The following is a 15,381-nucleotide window of genomic DNA, read 5'->3' on the forward strand; positions in this document are numbered from 1 at the left end:
AGGTTAAGCAAATAGCATAACTTTAGGCTTTTTGGTTTTAACCCTTTAATTGTTATATTTACCCAAAAAACAGTAAGTTGGCACCCAACGCAGACGTGGGGTAAACCTGCTAAAAAATAGAACCTGTAACGGATTCAGTGTAACTACCGGTGTTTAGTTTTTCTAACCTAATATCTAATACCTAATACCTAATACCTAATACCTAAAATATAACACCTGCACTTTGCTCTTAATCCCTAGACAAGTTATATTTTTTCATTTTTTCGACCAGTGTGGTTCGCCTTACGCCTAGTACTTCAGCAGCACGGGCAACAACATAATCAAAGCGCTCTAATGCCTGGGTGATTAAGTTAATTTCAAGCTCAGCTAAGTACTCCTTAAGCTCAATACCTTCATCGGGCAATAAACCGGGTGCCGCTTGAGCAAAATCATCTTCGAGGTCTATTTCGTCTTCGCTGAATCCGCCACTAAAAATATCATTAAACGCATCACGCTCCATCAGTTCTTCTGGGTACTGTGGCTCATAGGCTTCAACTTCAATGTAGCGGTATTTATTAGGTAAATCAGGAACATCAACCACCTTGTCTGGGAACATAATAACCATACGCTCAACTAAGTTAGCGAGCTCACGAATATTACCTGGCCAAGAATGCTCTTTTAAACTTTCAATAGCACGCTCTGTAAACTTAGCCGTAGTACCGCTTTGCTCATTTACGCGGCGCATTAGCTCTTTAAGTAGCAAAGGGATGTCTTCTGCACGTTGAGCAAGTGATGGACTCTCAATAGGAAAAACATTTAAGCGATAGTATAAATCTTCTCGAAACGAGCCTTTTTCAATCATGCCTTCAAGATCGCGGTGGGTTGCAGCAATAACACGTACATCGGCTTGAATCGCTTTGGTACCGCCAACGCGCTCATAGCTACGCTCTTGTAGTACTCGCAATAGCTTAACCTGCATTTGCAGCGGCATATCACCAATTTCATCTAAAAATAACGTACCACCTTGTGCCAATTCAAACCGGCCTTTACGTGCTGAAATAGCCCCGGTAAATGCACCTTTTTCATGGCCAAATAGTTCACTTTCAAGTAGCTCTGCTGGAATTGCCCCACAGTTTACTGGTACAAATGGACCTTTGTTACGCTTAGACAGCAGGTGCACATTACGAGCAACCACTTCTTTACCTGTGCCCGACTCACCTAAAATAAGTACATTGGCATCGGTTTTAGCAACTTGAGTAATTAAAAAGCGTAAATCTTTTACGGCTTTGGTTTCACCTACAAGGCCATCAAAGGTACTTTTTTCTTTATTATGTTGATGCTCATGAGGCAGCATACGCTGATATTGCTGACAATCATGTAGTAACTGGGTAGTAACTTCATGAGTAAATGGCTCACAGATTAGTCCAACAACATTGGCGAGACTCAGTAGCGGTTTGAGCGTTTCACCTATCAGTAAAAAAGGGAAAGTCGGATAGCGTTTAATTAAACTTTCATGATCTAAAGATTGCAGCGCCCCTAACACCACAATACATTCTTTATTTTGATAGTGACTACATGCCTGCTCAAAGTCAGCTTCTGTTTGCAACTGTACCGCCTCACCGATAAAAGTAAGGGATGCATATAATCCAATAGAGCGATTATTATTATTATCTAAAATTAAGATCATTTTTAGCGAGCCATTTATTTCACTAATTTGTTTTATTAATCAAATTGTAAGCCAGTTGGATTTGGATGCAAGTAATAGCGGCGATTTTTTGACATTAACGCCAAAAAACAGACACCCCGCCTGAAAAGCCAATACTTTATAACTAATAACTCTTTAACTATTTATAACGGCATACCCACTTAGGATGAATTATCCAACACATTTTGCCACTGGCAATGATACGATTCTACACAGAAGAAACTCATAAAAACTGCTATTATTACTTAAAGGTGTGACTGTATTTGCCGATAAAGTAATAGTCAAACTTATGTTGGAACTAAACTTGCTTATAGTTCTGAACATGTAATTAAAATTTGAGGAATCACCTATGGCGCACGCATCAATCAATAAATACCGTCAAATAACAGTTAGCAGCGTTAAAGAAATGACGCCTTATGATCAAGTCAAACTCGTGTTTGTGAACATTGTTGGCAAACTTTCTGCTGCAAAGGGATTTATTGAACGTAAAGAGTTAGAAAAAAAAGGCAACGCAATCTCTGATTGTATAGTGCTACTTGGTGCGTTGCAGCAAGTATTAAATTTTGAACATAATAATGAAGTATCAGCTAACTTAGACTCTTTATATGATTATTGTCAGCGATGCTTACTAACCGCAAACCTTGAGAACGATATAGAAAAAATTGATGAAGTAATTACCTTGATCAAGGAAATAAAATCAGGTTGGGAAGCAATCCCATTTGAACAAAGAGAACCACAACTATAATGTCTTTAAAGCGGGTTACAAGCTCACAAGTTAAAGATAGTGAGACTAGAGCATATTGCAATGATCTAGTAAGTTTGATTGCTGACTCAGAAGATTGGGATATCGAGCAAGCGCTGAATATTCATAATAAACTTGATGTTCACATAAGTAGCTCACTTTCTAGAGAAAAAACTCATTATTCAGCCACTGAACTTGAGTTTTTAATTAACCTAATAGAACAGCTATCTGTTAAAATAGATAATCAAAAGCAACTATTAGCGGTTAAAATAGTTGGTAATCAAAAAAATAAAAAAGCTGTAAATAAGTATAAATCTAATATTTAAAAACACTGCTTGCCTTAGCTAACCCCCTATTTTATTCCCCTTTACAGAGTGATTAATTGATTTATCACTCTGTATTTTTATAGCCTGAAAGTTCACTATAAACCAAGCGTTGTTAATTACCAATAAGCGAACAGGTATAAAAAAACCTGACTAACAAGCCAGGCTTTATTTACTAAACAATGCTATTTAGCTAGACTTTTTAGCCACACCCGGTAGGTTAGCTAATTGCTGCTGCAAGTAACCTCCTGTCGAGTTTAGGTTAGCAACTAATATATCCATGGCATTGTATTGGCTATATAGTCGCTCTTCATACTTTTTCATTCGGCTATTAAATGCATCAACTTCATCTTGTAGCTTATCGAGTTGTGTTTCACGCCCTTCAATACGTGAACTAATAATACCATCAGAGGCCGTATAACCTTTAATAACAGTATCTAACTGGCCAACAAAACCATCACCGTCATTTTCGCCAACAAAAAACGTTTGGATAGCTTGTGGATCACTTTCTACCGCAGCTTTAAGAGCGTCAGAATCAATACTTAACTTACCTGAGCGCTCAGTTCTAATACCAAAGTTAGCTAAAAATTCGGTATTACCATTACCCGTGCTAAATTCAGATGTTAACATCGAGCGTACTTGGTTTACAGAGCCTCTAAGTAATGAATCACCCGCAAGTGCACCAACGCCCTCTTCAGCGCTAGAGCGACCTAACTGATTTGATAAATCAATAAATGCATTAAACTTCTCTACAAACGACTTTAATCCAGCAGCAACATTATTGTTATTTTCAGTGATAGTTGCTTTACTTAAATCATCGTCTGCATTGTGAATTTTTTTAGCATTAATGGTAACGCCTTCAATAACATCTTTAAACTCATTGGTACTGCTTGAGGCCACAAGCGTTCCGTCAATCGTAATTGAAGCATCCGTCGCTGCTGTTACTTCGTTTAAGTTTTCAGCATACGTTGTTGATGTTGTATCACTATCATACGCAAGACGAGACAAGCCAGACAAGTCTATATTATCACCATCACCGACATCATCAACTACAATTTTTATTGCGTTTTCTGCGCCGGTTTCTTTACTTGATAACACTAATCGCTGCCCCGTATCGTCGGTAATAATAGTAGCATTAACTGAGTCGTTATCGGTAGAATTATTAATCGCGTCACGTATATCAGCCAGCTTTGCTGTGTCTGACACATTTATGTCAAAACTGTTAGAGCCAGAACTAATCGTGAGCTTACCCTCTCCCACCGCTTCATCGCCAGCTATAGCATTTGATGTTAGCTTTTGGTTCTCAGCCAAACTATTAACTTTAATAGAGTAATTATTGGTTTGCGCGTTTTTTTCAGAGCTTAAAGAAACAAAGTCGTCACTGCCACTGATAGTGCGCTTTTGAAAGTTTTCGATGTCACCCAATGATTCTAGTGAACCATTAAGCTCTTCCAAAGAGGCTTTTAGGGTACCTACTGCAGATATATCGGTAGTAAAGTTTGCTTGCTGTTTAGTTACTCGAGCTTGGTAAGGGCTTTTTTCAGCATTCACTAAAGCAGTTACAATTTCATTAACTTGAAGCCCTGAACCTATACCTTTAAATGAAATATCCATAATAATTACCCTCTTAAATTACTGAAAACTAAACTTTAAAATCAACCAATACACCGGTGGCTTCCGCTAATTTAGCAACGATACCTAATACCTCTTCAGACGGGTACTGCTTAACTAAATCACCACTTTCTTTATCAATCACCTTAATAACATTACGGCCAGAATCTTCGTCGACCTTAAACTGAAGGCTGCGATTCATTTCGCCCATAAAGTCCTGCAATTGCTGTACCACCTTCTCTAGTTTTTCAGGTGATAACTCAGTTTTAGAAATTTCGCTATTACTTGCAGTGGTGGTGATGGGTGTATTCTTTTGTTCATCAGCATTTTGCTTAACTTGTGATGGGGTTTGGTAACTTGAGGTAACCTCACCTTTTTGCGCTGAGCTGATATTTAGATTTAAACTTTGCGTTTCCATAATTCGCTCCTACTATAAAGCGATATAAAGCTTTATACCTATACAAGAAAGGAAGGGTTGCCCCTTCCTTAGTAGTTAAGTATAGAGCTTATTGTTAAATTAACCTAATAAGCTAAGTGCTGCCTGTGGCAACTGGTTAGACTGAGCTAAGATTGTTGTACCAGCCTGTTGCATAATCTGGTTTTTAGTCAGTTTAGCCGTTTCTGCAGCGTAATCTGTATCTTCGATACGGCTTTTAGAAGCTGATACGTTTTCTGATACGTTTGCAAGGTTAGCAATAGTGAAACCAAAACGGTTTTGTACCGCACCTAAGTCAGCACGTTGTGCATCAATTTGCGCAAGCGCCGCATCAATTGTTTGAATTGCATCTTGTGCACCTTGACTTGTTGCCCCAGAAATATCAATACTTTCAACTGATGTCAAAGAACTTGTAGAACCACTAAACAACTCAGTCTCATCGGCAGTTCCATCATTAGAAATACCAATTTTGTTCGGTGATGATAAGTTTATTTCTGATGTTTTTGAAGCCGTTGCTGTAGATGCAGTTACTCCATCAAATGTTAAACCACCAGCTGGAGTACCTGCATCCATAACAGATTCAATACCATCAACACCCGTTGCTTTTAGCGTAATCGTTCCAGCATCAGAGTCATAAACTGCATCGTAACCATCGGCAACCATATCTTCAGCTAAGCGAGACATCTCACCACCATACGTTCCTAAATCATAGTTGTCATCGCCAACATTAATCGTAGCGTTATCTGTATTAGTGATACCAGCAATAGTCACTTCTAGACGAGCTTCAGCAACTACGCCTGTAGCAGCAGCATTTATTTTTGCTGCAGCACCATCAGCACCATCATCAGCTAAGAGTGCAACATCGACACCATTAATATTAAGCGTACCTGCTGTTATAGCTTCATTTGTAGCCATGTCACCAGCTGCAGCAGCTGCGCCAAATACAGAACCAGCACCATCAATTTCATTTGCACCAATCGCATCTGCTGATACATCACGCAAAGTTACGTTGATTGTTTCGTTAGCGTTTGAACCCACTTGGAATTGTTTAGTACCGAACGAACCATCTAGTAAGCTTGTACCACCAAATTTAGTCGTTTCAGCGATACGAGTAAGCTCTTGCTGTAATGCGCCCACTTCTTTTTGTAGTGCTGCACGAGCGTTAGCATCGTTTGAACCATTAGCTGATTGTAGAGATAGATCACGCATACGTTGTAAGATGTTTGATGACTCTTGCATCGCACCCTCAGCAGTTTGCGACATTGAGATACCATCATTCGCGTTACGCTGTGCAACACCTAAACCATTAATTTGTGAAGAAAGACGGTTAGCAATTTGTAGACCTGCCGCATCATCTTTCGCGCTATTGATTTTCATACCAGATGAAAGACGTTGCATTGATGTACCTAATGCTTCGCTAGATTTTGATAAGTTTCTTTGTGCATTTAATGATGCAACGTTAGTATTTACTGATAAAGCCATGTTATAACTCCTGATTACTTTCGTAATGTAACTAATTGATTTTAACCAAGAGCCATCACAATAAAAATCTGTTCAAGCTCCGTTCTAATTAAGTTAACGGCCGTTATAAAATTACCTTTAGCTTTTTTTTAAAAAAATAGTGTTTTTTTCACCCTTTCAATTCAGACTACTGTTTTTAAAGGAGTTATATTTTAAAGGTTAAGTGTTGGATTAGCATTTAGGGTACAAGTTAAACATGTAGTAGTTATTTTAAATGCCTCTTTTAATAATTTATTTACTATAAAGGTTGATAGAATAATAAATGTATTTAAATGATTTGTAGGTGAAGCTTTATATTAAGTAAATGCAGCTGTTAGCTTGTTTGTAGTATTTAAAGTATAAGCGCGATATCAGCCGGTTGTCATCATCTGACTAACAACCGGTCTATCTCTAAGGGATAAAAACACTTAGCTAATTTAAAAGAGTACAGCAAAGTAATAAGCAACGCTGGCTTACCTACTAATTCCTGAATTAGCTTTCATTTTATTTTTTAACATTTAAGATTAAAGCTTAATTATTAAAATATATAGAAACAGGGGCATCTTGATGAGCTATAACAATATCAAGATCGCCATCACCATCTAAATCAGCAAGAGCTACAGCACGACTACTATTATTACCTAGCGATTGGCCACTATCATAAAAGGTACCTGAGCCATCATTTAAGTATACTTTATTAGCATTACCAAGAGCATTAGCTTCAACTAAATCATCATAGCCATCGCCATCTACATCTCCAAGAACAACGCCCCAAGTATAATCATTAGGCTTTCCAACATTGCGACTTACAGTTAACCCAGAGCCTTTTCTAATTCTGTTATACGTAAGCCAACCGGCAGTTATAACATCTTGATATGAATCATTATTAATGTTGCCAACAGCAACTCCTGGAGCATGATATTCACCAGCAGTTTTGCTAACCGTCCTAAGCTGTCCATATTTATTACTCATATACACAGTATCTTCATTTATATTACCTGCATATACGTCTAACCGACCATCGCCGTTAAAATCTCCAACTGAAATTGCTTGTGTTCTTGTTAAGTTTTTCTTATTTGGTTCTTTTAGGCTAAAGGAGCTATTGAATATGCCAGTCCCATTATTTTTATAAACTCGATTATAGCTTCCAAAATTTCCCGCTACTATATCTATATCGCCATCATTATCCATATCACCTACAGCTAGGGCTTGGGTTCCACCATTACCTAGAGATTGCCCTGTGTCAGCAAACATACCCGTTCCATCATTAAATAAAACTTTGTTTCCACCGCTATTATTTCCAATAACCAAATCTACATAACCATTTCCATTGAAGTCAGCAAACTTCACAGAATAAGCATACATTTGTTTACTAAAATCAATTGATTGACTAGAGTCGGTAAAGTTACCCAAACCATCATTTATAAAAATACGCGCACCTCTAGGAATAGAGGTAGCAATATCTAAATCGCCGTCGTTGTCAATATCAGCTATTGCTAGAGAAAACACACCTCCATTCCCTAACGCTTGTCCCGAATCAATAAAGCCACCTGTACCACTTAAAGCACTAAAGCTTGTTAAAGCTAGAGAGACAGTCGCATAAAGTACACTATATTTAATGTTCATTTGTTAATTCCTTTTTATTATCCAATTAAAAATTGAGCATAAAATATCATTATATGCAATGCAAGCAATTTATCGCTAAAATAGGTACAAAAATAAAGCGCAATATTTGTTCGAAAAAACAAATTGTATAGCGTAATTTAAGTGGGTGGTGGAAATGCTAAACTTTAATTGCGGTTATGATTATTAAATTTAGTACTTTTTGAGGCATCATCTTTTAAATTAAAAAACGCACCTAAGTAGGTGCGCTAAATGATTCAAGCTTATTATAAAACTGTTACTTAACCACCGAGTAGACTTAATGCGGCCTGTGGTAACTGATTTGCCTGAGACAAAATAGTAGTACCTGCTTGTTGCATGATTTGGTTTTTAGTTAACGTTGCGGTTTCAAGCGCGTAATCGGTATCTTGAATACGGCTACGCGAAGCTGACACGTTTTCAGATACGTTAGCAAGGTTGGCAATAGTAAAGCCAAAACGGTTTTGCACCGCACCTAAATCGGCACGCTGAGTATCTATTTGTGCCAATGCAGCATCAATTGTTTGAATTGCCGATTGAGCCCCCTCACTAGTTGTACCACTAATATCTATCGCTTCAACCGATGATAACTCACTCAATGCACCATTAAACATCTCTAGCTCATTCGCTGAACCATCATTTGAAATACCAATTTTATTCGGTGATGACAAATTAATTTCTGACGTTTTTGAAGCCGCCGCTGTAGCTGCAGCAGTTCCGTCAAACGTTAATCCACCAGCTGGAGTACCTGCATCCATAACAGATTCAATACCATCAACACCCGTTGCTTTTAGCGTAATCGTTCCAGCATCAGAGTCGTAAACTGCATCATAACCATCAGCAACCATATCTTCAGCTAAACGAGCCATTTCGCCACCATATGTGCCTAAATCATAGTTATCATCACCAATATTAATTGTTGCATTATCAAGGTTTGTTACTCCACCAATAACTACCTCTAAGCGAGCCTCGGCTGTAACGCCTGACGCGGCTGAATTAATCTTATTAGCAACCCCATCGGCGCCATCATTAGCCCCGAAAGCCACATCAGTACCATTAATATTTAGTGAACCAGCAGATACAACTTCGTTAGCGGCCATACTGCCTGCGGCAACTACACCAAATACAGTACCTGGCCCATCAATTTCATTAGAACCAATAGCATCGGCAGCAACATTACGTAAACTTACATTAATGGTTTCATTCGCATTTGCACCTACCTGAAACTGTTTAGTACCAAAAGTGCCGTCAAGTAAGCTGGTGCCACCAAATTTAGTGGTATCTGCAATTCGAGTGAGCTCTTGTTGCAGGGCTGCTACTTCTTTTTGCAGTGATGCACGGTCAACCGCACTATTTGAACCATTCGCTGATTGCAGTGATAAGTCACGCATACGTTGCAGAATATTTGCTGACTCTTGCATTGCACCTTCAGCAGTTTGCGCCATAGAAATACCATCGTTGGCATTACGCTGAGCAACCGTTAGGCCATTAACCTGAGACGTTAGTCGGTTGGCAATTTGTAAACCTGCAGCATCGTCTTTTGCGCTATTAATACGCAAACCAGATGATAGTCTCTGCATTGAGGTTTCAAGTGCCATGCTAGATTTAGATAGATTGCGTTGCCCATTAAGTGATGCAACATTTGTATTTACGCTTAAAGCCATTTTACCATCTCCTAGTTTCAATCAGAATGTGGTTCAAAATATTTAAGCAAAAACCACACTGTCTATGACTAGTTGAATGCATTACTTGTGCCAACTAGTAAAAAAAGATTAACCCTATGTTTTAAAACAACTAAATAACACTTATTGCGGCTTTAAATTAGAAGTTAGCGATTTTTTGACAGAAGATAAAAAGGGGGTGACAGTTTTTTGCCGCTTCGTTAAGGCAAGTTATTACCTACTTTTCTCGTATAGTAATAACCTGCCTTGGATGGTATTTATAAATAATCGAATAATGAAAGTTTAGCCAAGCGACCAAAAGTCGCTTGTGAAGCCTGTAAACCAGACTCTTGTTTAGTAAGTTCACTAATAGCTGCAGCAGGATCAATTTCAATTAAGCTCGCTCTGTTTTCTTGATTATTAATATCTAGAGCACTGTTTGAATCGGTCACACGCTCCACCACGTTCATACGCCCACCTAGGCCAGCCTGAGTAAACACAATTTGCTCACTGGCATTTTTAAGCTGAATTAACCCATCCGATAACGCTTGGTTAATTTGCGCTCCATCAAGTTGTTCGTCATTTAGACTAGTGATCAGATCTTCAAGCGTATTAAGCACATTTTCTTTACCTGGCTTTTCAAGGGTAAAATCAAGCTGGCCGGGTGCTACACCTTCAAGTTGAATTTCCATGCCTGCAAATTCAATTGGTTCGTCGGTTACCTCACCAGTAACAGGCGGTACGAGCGGTGTGCCATCACGTAATATTTCATATTGATCTGGCGCTGAGGGTGTCGCACCAGGGATCACGTTAACATTATAGGTATTGATCGTCGGAGAAATAAGCGGATCTGGGTCTGAGTTATAATTATCTTTATGAAACTTGTCAAACTCGCCTTGGTTTTCAACATAAACAGTCCCTGCGGTAATGCCGCCTGATGGCGCTCCATCATTCGACACCACATCAAGACGTGCATCTACGCGTTCAAATACATTAAAGCCATTATCGCTTGATTTTATCTCAACCCCTTTTGCAATGGTTACTTCATGCTGGCCTTGATCGCCTTGGTATTCGTATTTGCCATTAGTGCTATTAAATGTATAGGTTTGAATATCGTCTTGATAGCCAGAGAATAGGTATTTCCCCCCTTCTGATTGACTATTCATTAAGTTAAGCAGCGATTTTTGCAATTCTTTTAGTTCACTGGCAACTGAAGCCAAATCACTTTGACCTAACGAACCATTGCCCGCTCGTATGGTTAGCATTTGCGCTTCTAAAATAGTGTCGTTCATACCCTTAAGTATGCTTTCTTCGGTTGATAAGCGACCATTTAGCTGCTTTATATTTTTAGTTAACTGCTCATTGGTTTCTATTTTATTGGTGTACAACATCCCTTGCGATATAGCAGCTGGGTTTTCAGAGGTACTCAAATACTTTTGACCTGTGTTTGCTCGCTCTAAAGCGCCTGCAACGCCCTGTTGATTATCTAAAATTTTATTAATTTGACTTTGATACATTAAATTATTTGATAAACGCATAATTACCTCGCCGCACTCAGTAAAGTGTCAAAAATAGAACGTGCTGCAGACAGTACTTGAGCCGATGCAGCATAAGATTGCTGAAAACGCAGCAAATTAGCTGCCTCTTCATCTAAATTTACGCCCGACAACGATTCGTACCAGGCTTCTGATTGCTGTGCTAAAGCATCAAATGCCGCCCCGTTGGTTTTTGCTTGACTGGTTACTACACCAACATCGGTTACTAACCCAGCATAGGCCTGGTTCAAGGTTTTATGATTATCGGCTGAGGCACTTGCTACCACATTTTGACGTACTAAATCGGTGTTTTGTAAGTCAGCAAGTTTTTGACCGTTGCGGTTATCATCAAAACCACCTTCATTAAATTCTAAATTAAAGGTATCTCCCGTTGCTGGTACGCCTTCAATATTAAAATCAAAGCCATAACCATCGTATGGTGCCCCGGCTTGAGCGAGTATATTGTTAGCAGGCGGTGTAACCGTAAACGTGGTTGTACCATTCCCATCAGTAAGTTGATATTCGTTAGCATTGGCTGTTTTAACAATGCTAATAGGGCCATTTGCTAAATCCAAAGGATTACTAAAACTACCCGTGGTTACATCGGTGACATTACCCGGTGAAATACTGCCTGTGCCTGTATTATCTAGGCCGTCAGCTGTTCTAATTGGAGAGGCTAAGGCAATGTCTTCGCCTCGACCTGTTGTCAGCGATATATTACCTGCCGCGCCACTATTAAGTTTTACCTGAAATTGGTCACCGGCATTACCGGCTCCGGTTACGTTTAGCTCTAAACCAAACGACTCCCCGCTGGTGATTGCCGCAGAGTCAATAATGCCACTCGGTGGAATAACAGCTAACGATGCACTGCCTAAAGGCTCGCCTTTATTATCTATTGGCTGAATACTTACTTCGTTAGGGTTCCCCGTATAGGTGATCACAAAATCACTCGCTGGTAGTTCACTGCCTTTACCAGCTTCAACGGTTGCTGACATATTAGCTGTTCCGGTATTTGCTTGATAAACAAAAGCACTGACCGTTGGGATATTAAAAATATCGCCTCCAAGCTCGCCGTTTGCATCCATACCTAAACGATTTTGCTGATTAAACGAATCGGCAAGTGCAATGCCCATCTGGCCTATTTGATTTTGAGCAGGCACCAAAATATCGTCTCTAAACGCTAATAAACCGCCAATTTTACCTTTGAGTTTAGTAGGGTCTATATCTAATGACACAGCCTTACCGCCATTTACATCTAAGCGTAGCTCTTTAAAGTTAGCATCGGGATCGCCACTAATCGAAAACAAATTAAATGAACCATTTTGCATAACAACCGCTTCACCTGTGCCCATAAATACTTGTTTTTCACCATTAGGGCCATCGAGTGTTTCTATATCAATTAGTTTTGATAAATCACGTATTGCTTTATCACGCTCATTGTAAGCTGAGCTCGCATCTGCTTCGTTTTTAGTGCCATGAACACCCGCAATTTCTTGATTTAACGAACTAATACTTTCGATTAACGTATTCGCCTCTTCAGAAAATATTTCTAATTGCTCATTAACCACCGCTTTTTGCTCTGAAACAATACCTGCAAGCCGGTCCATTTGATCAATCAGATTTTGCGCATCACTCATCACCAATGAACGAGCAACTGTTGATGAAGGTTGGTTAAGTGCTTCTTGCACGTTATTAAACATTGAGTTGATACTAGTTGATAAGCTGTTTGATTTTTCTGAAAAAATTTGATCAACCCGACTCGCCTCGCTAACAAATTGATCAAAAAAGCTTTTATTTGAGGTATCTCGGTTTAATTGCTTTTGTGCAAACTCATTTAATAACCGGTACGTTTGACCGCGGCCCACCTGATTATCAATCATGGTAGTAAATTCAGTGCGCTCTCGTACATACCCTTCAGTATTAACGTTTGCGATGTTTTTACTTGTCGTTTGCAATAACTCAGAGTTTGCTCTTATTCCTGAATTAGCAATATTTAATAAATTAAACGACATGTTACTCTACTCCTTGGCGGATAATGCTTGTGGCGATATTCTTTAACTCGTTACTGTTAAGCACTCTTTTTATTTTGTCTGCATAGTTAGGGTCGGTTGCATAACCGGCTTGCTGTAAAGAGTCTAAAAATTTGTGCGGCTTTGCTGTATTGTTTAATGCATCTTGATAGCGAGGGTTCTGCGTTAAAAAATCCACAAAATCATTCACACTATCTTTTATTGAGTCATACGCTCTAAAGCTTGCTTGCTTTTTAACTGCAGCGCCTTGCTCAAACTCTAAAGTGACCTTACTGGCTTTTTCGCCCTGCCAACTTTTATCTGACTTTATATTGAATAAATTATTTGAGCTATTGCCATCACCTTTACTGATAATATGTTTACCCCAGCCAGTTTCTAATGCTGCTTGCGCAACCATAACCGCCGGATTTAAACCAATTTTTTTAGCCGCTGTTTTTGCGTGTTCCCACACTGTACTTACAAATTCCTCAGCATTTTCAAATGTGCCAGACGCTATGTTTTGTTCGCTTTTTTCAGTTGAATCAACGAGCGGCACTTTTTCAGTGACCTTTTGGTTTTCTTGATGAGGTAAGGTGCTACCCGCACGTTGGTCACTAAAGAAATCTGACGTTGTACGAAGAACTGAGCCTGGCATAAAGTTTTTTCCATCTGGCGATAGTTGCTGCACAATTAAATCAGCAAGACCTAAAGAGCCATTTGATGAAAGCTCTGTAGCCATCTGTTGGTCGTGCATTTCTTCAAAAAACTTCACGCCACTTGCATTAAATGGGCTTTCTTTGTCTTCAAAAGCCTCATTGGCTTTACGCATACTTTTCAGTAGCATTTGGGTGAAGATAGCTTCAAATTGTGCCGCCGCTTTTTTTAACGCCGCTTTAGATGCATCGGTTGATGCATCACCGCTGTTTAAAGCATCTCGACGCAAAGAGTCTAAGTTGCCTAAATCAAAAAAGTTTTGCTTATCTAGATGATTTGTTTCCATCAGCTTTTTGACACAATAATTAATAATACCTAGTTAAATGCAATAATTGAGCCAAAAGAAGAGTAGCGATGAAAGGTTAAGGATGAAAGGTTAAGGGTTAAAGACCCTAGGGCTTAGGGTCTAGAATCTTATAAAACTAAATTACAACAAGCTGACCGTTAATTGCACCGGCTTCTTTAAGTGCTTCAAGAATCGCCATTAAATCGCCAGGGGCAGCGCCAACTTCATTAATAGCACGAACTAAATCATCAAGGCTGACACCTGGGTCAAATACAAAAGCACGTGAATCATCTTGATTAACGTCAATAATACTTTGTTGGGTAACCACTGTTTCCCCCTCTGCTAAAGGATTTGGCTGTGCCACATTTTGTTGCTCAGCAATGGTCACAGTAAGGCCACCATGTGTAATTGCCGCAGGTTGTAATTTTACATTTTTTCCAATAACTATAGTGCCGGTGCGTGAGTTAACAATTATTTTTGCCGAAGTATCCGCAGGCTTAAACTCTAAGTTTTCAAGAGTTGATAAATACGATACACGTTGCGAGGCATCACGAGGTGCAATAACGCGAATAGAAGCCGCATCGAGTGCTTGAGCGCTATTTGGGCCGATTAAATCATTTATGGTTTTCTCTAAACGTTTAGCAGTAGTAAAATCAGGGCGGTTTAAATTAAAGGTAATATAATCGTTTTGCATAAATGGGCTTTTAACAGCACGCTCAACGGTTGCACCATTTGGTACGCGTCCTACCGTTGGCGTATTAATCACAACGCGACTACCATCAAGGCCTTCAGCGCCTAAGCCACCTACAATTAAACTGCCTTGAGCGATGGCGTAAACATTACCATCAACCCCTTTTAGGAATGTTTGTAATAATGTACCACCGCGCAGGCTGCCTGCACTGCCAATTGATGACACGGTTATATCAATAGTCTGCCCTGGCTTTCTAAATGGAGGGAGTTCTGCATGAACAGCAACCGCTGCAACATTTTTAATTTTTGGCTTTAAACTCGCAGGTAGTGTAATACCAAAACTATTAAGCATGCCTTTAAAACTTTGCTCGGTAAAACGGCTTTGCTCTCCGGTGCCCGGTAAACCAACAACCAATCCATAGCCCACTAATTGGTTTGAGCGCACCCCTTCAACCATAGATACATCTTTAATTCGCTCAGCACTGGCAGTAAATTGCCAGCCTAGTAGCACCATAAAACAAAAAACTTTAAAACCATTCATGTTGAATG

General features: G+C 39.3%; 12 protein-coding genes. 2 read left to right on the forward strand and 10 right to left on the reverse strand.

All coding sequences use genetic code 11. The features are described from left to right. Window positions 1-229 precede the first annotated feature (229 nt). Entirely contained in the window at window positions 230-1,666 is a 1,437-nt protein-coding gene (locus QL989_RS08560) for a sigma-54-dependent Fis family transcriptional regulator (RefSeq protein ID WP_290169748.1), read from the reverse strand. A 367-nt stretch (window positions 1,667-2,033) separates the two neighbouring features. Between QL989_RS08560 and fliS the strand changes: the two genes are divergently transcribed. Further along, on the forward strand, window positions 2,034-2,429 hold the full coding sequence (fliS, locus tag QL989_RS08565) for a flagellar export chaperone FliS (RefSeq protein WP_290169750.1): 396 nt from the start codon (window positions 2,034-2,036) through the stop codon (window positions 2,427-2,429). After that, window positions 2,429-2,752: a hypothetical protein gene (locus QL989_RS08570; protein ID WP_290169752.1), complete on the forward strand. Its 324-nt coding sequence runs from the start codon at window positions 2,429-2,431 to the stop codon at window positions 2,750-2,752. The genes fliS and QL989_RS08570 overlap by 1 nt, the downstream gene beginning before the upstream one ends. A 186-nt stretch (window positions 2,753-2,938) precedes the next feature. Here the strand turns inward: QL989_RS08570 and fliD are convergent, their stop codons facing one another. From fliD to QL989_RS08615, 9 genes are all read right to left on the reverse strand, one after another. Then, entirely contained in the window at window positions 2,939-4,363 is a 1,425-nt protein-coding gene (fliD, locus tag QL989_RS08575) for a flagellar filament capping protein FliD (RefSeq protein ID WP_290169755.1), read from the reverse strand. 28 nt (window positions 4,364-4,391) lie between these two features. Continuing rightward, window positions 4,392-4,778, reverse strand: coding sequence for a flagellar protein FlaG (locus tag QL989_RS08580; RefSeq protein ID WP_008112160.1), 387 nt, complete (start codon window positions 4,776-4,778; stop codon window positions 4,392-4,394). 99 nt (window positions 4,779-4,877) lie between these two features. Further along, window positions 4,878-6,278, reverse strand: coding sequence for a flagellin (locus tag QL989_RS08585; RefSeq protein ID WP_024602017.1), 1,401 nt, complete (start codon window positions 6,276-6,278; stop codon window positions 4,878-4,880). A gap of 549 nt (window positions 6,279-6,827) precedes the next feature. After that, on the reverse strand, window positions 6,828-7,922 hold the full coding sequence (locus QL989_RS08590; RefSeq protein WP_138687326.1) for a VCBS repeat-containing protein: 1,095 nt from the start codon (window positions 7,920-7,922) through the stop codon (window positions 6,828-6,830). Window positions 7,923-8,200: 278 nt separating this feature from the next. After that, window positions 8,201-9,601: a flagellin gene (locus tag QL989_RS08595; RefSeq protein ID WP_024602016.1), complete on the reverse strand. Its 1,401-nt coding sequence runs from the start codon at window positions 9,599-9,601 to the stop codon at window positions 8,201-8,203. Between the two features lie 275 nt (window positions 9,602-9,876). Further along, window positions 9,877-11,136, reverse strand: a complete 1,260-nt coding sequence (gene flgL, locus QL989_RS08600) for a flagellar hook-associated protein FlgL (protein ID WP_138687327.1) — start codon at window positions 11,134-11,136, stop codon at window positions 9,877-9,879. 2 nt (window positions 11,137-11,138) lie between these two features. Further along, a complete protein-coding gene (flgK, locus tag QL989_RS08605) occupies window positions 11,139-13,145 on the reverse strand; it encodes a flagellar hook-associated protein FlgK (protein ID WP_290169760.1) in 2,007 nt (668 codons plus the stop codon). 1 nt (window position 13,146) lies between these two features. Beyond that, on the reverse strand, window positions 13,147-14,142 hold the full coding sequence (gene flgJ, locus QL989_RS08610) for a flagellar assembly peptidoglycan hydrolase FlgJ (RefSeq protein ID WP_290169762.1): 996 nt from the start codon (window positions 14,140-14,142) through the stop codon (window positions 13,147-13,149). A gap of 136 nt (window positions 14,143-14,278) precedes the next feature. Continuing rightward, window positions 14,279-15,373, reverse strand: coding sequence for a flagellar basal body P-ring protein FlgI (locus tag QL989_RS08615; RefSeq protein WP_008113075.1), 1,095 nt, complete (start codon window positions 15,371-15,373; stop codon window positions 14,279-14,281). Between the last annotated feature and the right edge of the window lie 8 nt (window positions 15,374-15,381).

The organism is Pseudoalteromonas sp. APC 3224 (genome assembly GCF_030407535.1).
Taxonomy (GTDB): Bacteria; Pseudomonadota; Gammaproteobacteria; order Enterobacterales; family Alteromonadaceae; genus Pseudoalteromonas.

What these genes read in the sequence shown, in the direction of transcription:
- flgL (WP_138687327.1), bottom strand. Translation starts at nt 11,136, where the DNA reads ATGCGTTTATCAAATAATTTAATGTATCAAAGTCAAATTAATAAAATT.
- fliD (WP_290169755.1), bottom strand. Translation starts at nt 4,363, where the DNA reads ATGGATATTTCATTTAAAGGTATAGGTTCAGGGCTTCAAGTTAATGAA.
- QL989_RS08590 (WP_138687326.1), bottom strand. Translation starts at nt 7,922, where the DNA reads ATGAACATTAAATATAGTGTACTTTATGCGACTGTCTCTCTAGCTTTA.
- QL989_RS08570 (WP_290169752.1), top strand. Translation starts at nt 2,429, where the DNA reads ATGTCTTTAAAGCGGGTTACAAGCTCACAAGTTAAAGATAGTGAGACT.
- QL989_RS08595 (WP_024602016.1), bottom strand. Translation starts at nt 9,601, where the DNA reads ATGGCTTTAAGCGTAAATACAAATGTTGCATCACTTAATGGGCAACGC.
- QL989_RS08580 (WP_008112160.1), bottom strand. Translation starts at nt 4,778, where the DNA reads ATGGAAACGCAAAGTTTAAATCTAAATATCAGCTCAGCGCAAAAAGGT.
- QL989_RS08585 (WP_024602017.1), bottom strand. Translation starts at nt 6,278, where the DNA reads ATGGCTTTATCAGTAAATACTAACGTTGCATCATTAAATGCACAAAGA.
- QL989_RS08560 (WP_290169748.1), bottom strand. Translation starts at nt 1,666, where the DNA reads ATGATCTTAATTTTAGATAATAATAATAATCGCTCTATTGGATTATAT.
- fliS (WP_290169750.1), top strand. Translation starts at nt 2,034, where the DNA reads ATGGCGCACGCATCAATCAATAAATACCGTCAAATAACAGTTAGCAGC.
- flgJ (WP_290169762.1), bottom strand. Translation starts at nt 14,142, where the DNA reads ATGGAAACAAATCATCTAGATAAGCAAAACTTTTTTGATTTAGGCAAC.
- QL989_RS08615 (WP_008113075.1), bottom strand. Translation starts at nt 15,373, where the DNA reads ATGAATGGTTTTAAAGTTTTTTGTTTTATGGTGCTACTAGGCTGGCAA.
- flgK (WP_290169760.1), bottom strand. Translation starts at nt 13,145, where the DNA reads ATGTCGTTTAATTTATTAAATATTGCTAATTCAGGAATAAGAGCAAAC.